General features: G+C 75.8%; 3 protein-coding genes. All 3 read right to left on the bottom strand.

Translation table 11 applies throughout. The features are described from left to right. On the bottom strand, window positions 1-367 hold a 367-nt coding region (locus VF468_27185; protein HEX5881972.1), incomplete at its 3' end, for a GNAT family N-acetyltransferase. Next, window positions 364-1,512, bottom strand: coding sequence for a cystathionine gamma-synthase (locus VF468_27180; GenBank protein HEX5881971.1), 1,149 nt, complete (start codon window positions 1,510-1,512; stop codon window positions 364-366). The genes VF468_27185 and VF468_27180, both read right to left, overlap by 4 nt. An 81-nt stretch (window positions 1,513-1,593) precedes the next feature. Beyond that, window positions 1,594-2,016, bottom strand: a complete 423-nt coding sequence (locus VF468_27175; GenBank protein ID HEX5881970.1) for a PIN domain-containing protein — start codon at window positions 2,014-2,016, stop codon at window positions 1,594-1,596. Between the last annotated feature and the right edge of the window lie 82 nt (window positions 2,017-2,098).

Raw genomic sequence — 2,098 nt, 5'->3', positions numbered from 1 at the left:
GGGCGACCTTGTGGGCGCCGGCCGCCCGGGCCCGGTCGATCCCGTCGGTGAGCAGGGCGCTGCCGACCCCGCGGCCACGCCAGCCGGCGGCCACGGCCATGCCCAGCTCGGCCACGCCGTAGCCGGCCAGGCGCAGGCCGAGCTCGCCCACCGTCGCCCCGCCGGCCTCGGCGACCAGGACGATCGCGTCGGCGCGCTCGACGTCCTCGACCATGCGGCGGCGGCGCCGCTCCACGTCGACCGGGGCCTCGGTGCCGATCCAGCGGCCCTCGCCGGCCACGGCGACCAGCAGGTCGACCAGGGCGTCGACGTCGGCCAGGGTGGCCTCCCGGACGGTGACCGCCGGACGGGCCGGCGGCCCGCTCACATCCGGTCGAGGGCCCGGGCCAGGTCGGCGACCAGGTCGTCGGGGTGCTCGACCCCGACCGACAGCCGCACCAGGTCGGCCGGGACCTCGGCGTCGGTGCCGGCCACGCTGGCATGGGTCATCTCGCCGGGCAGCTCGATCAGGCTCTCCACCCCGCCCAGGCTCTCGGCCAGGGTGAACACCTCGGTGGCGGCGACCAGCCGCTTGGCCGCCTCGACCCCGCCGGCCGGGCGGAAGGCGACCATGCCCCCGAAAGCGGCCATCTGCCGGGCGGCCAGCTCGTGGCCGGGGTCGCCGGCCAGGCCCGGGTAGCGGACCTCGGCCACCTCGGGCCGGCCGGCCAGGAACGCGGCCACCCGCATGGCGTTGTGGCAGTGGGCCCGCATGCGCAGGGCCAGGGTCTTGATCCCGCGCTGGGTCAGCCAGCAGTCCATCGGCCCGGGCACCGCCCCGGCGGCGTTCTGGAGGAATCGCGCCCGCTCGTACAGCTCGGGCACGGCCGTGACCAGGGCCCCGCCGACCACGTCGGAGTGGCCGCCCAGGTACTTGGTCGAGGAGTGGACGACCAGATCGGCCCCCAGCTCGAGGGGCCGCTGCAGGAACGGGGTGGCGAAGGTGTTGTCGACGGCGCACAGCGCCCCGGCGGCGTGGGCGGCCTCGGCCGCGCCCGCGATGTCGACCACCCCGAGCAGCGGGTTGGTCGGCGTCTCCACCCAGACCAGCCGGGTCTCGGACCGGATGGCCTGCTTGAGCTGGTCCAGGCTGGTCATGTCGACCACGCTGAGCCGCAGCCCCCACCCCTCGAACAGCCGGGCCGCGACCCGGTAGGTGCCGCCGTACACGTCGGCCGACAGCACCAGGTGGTCGCCGGGGGCCAGCGTCTGCAGCACCGTCGTGGTCGCCGCCATCCCCGACGCGAAGCACAGCCCGCCCCCCGGCCCGCCGGGCGCCACCCCCTCCAGCGACGCCAGGCACGCCTCGAGGTTGGCCCGGGTCGGGTTCCCGGTCCGGGCGTACTCGTACCCCTGGTGCGTCCCCACCGCCTCCTGGGCGAAGGTCGACGTCTGGTAGATCGGCGGGATCACCGCCCCGGTCGCCGGGTCGGGTTCCGACCCGACGTGCACCGCCCTGGTCTCGAAGTCCATCTCCTCGAAGCTCACGCCATCCCCTCGCTGGGTCGCGGAATGTCGCCGGCCAGCATAGGCCCGCCTCGACCGCCTCGCGTGTCAGCCCTGGTCGGCCGGGAGCAGCGTGAACGCGTCGCCCCAGAGCGGGCGCATCGGCCGGAAGTGACGCTCGTCCAGGGTGAGCAGCCGGGTCGTCCTGGCCGCGGCCGCGATCACGGCCACCGACGCGTCGGCCAGGCCGATCCGCGGCTCGCCGTAGCGCCCGACCAGCTCCGCCGCCGCGGCGACCTCGGCGACGCCGAACGGGACCAGGTCATAGGCGCCGGATGCGACCTCGTCCAGCAGCGCCCGCTCGGCCTGCGCGCCCACCCGATCGAGCAGCAGGTCGTCGAGCTCGGCGAGGACGAACGGCGACAGCAGGAAGGGGCCGTCGTCGGACGCCAGCACCTGGACCGCGGACGCATGGTGACGCTGGTCGGCGTCGAGGGCCGCGAGCAGGCCGCTGGTGTCGAGGACGATCACTCGCCGAAGCCGGCCAGTGCCTCGTCGACCCGCTCGGCAAGGGTCGGGTCGCCGCTCCGGAACAGCGGCAGCGTCGGCCGGG

Source organism: Actinomycetota bacterium (genome assembly GCA_036280995.1).
GTDB lineage: Bacteria > Actinomycetota > CALGFH01 > CALGFH01 > CALGFH01 > CALGFH01.
The sequence above is the reverse complement of the archived record's forward strand: the minus strand, read 5'-3'. Positions and strand labels throughout refer to the sequence as shown.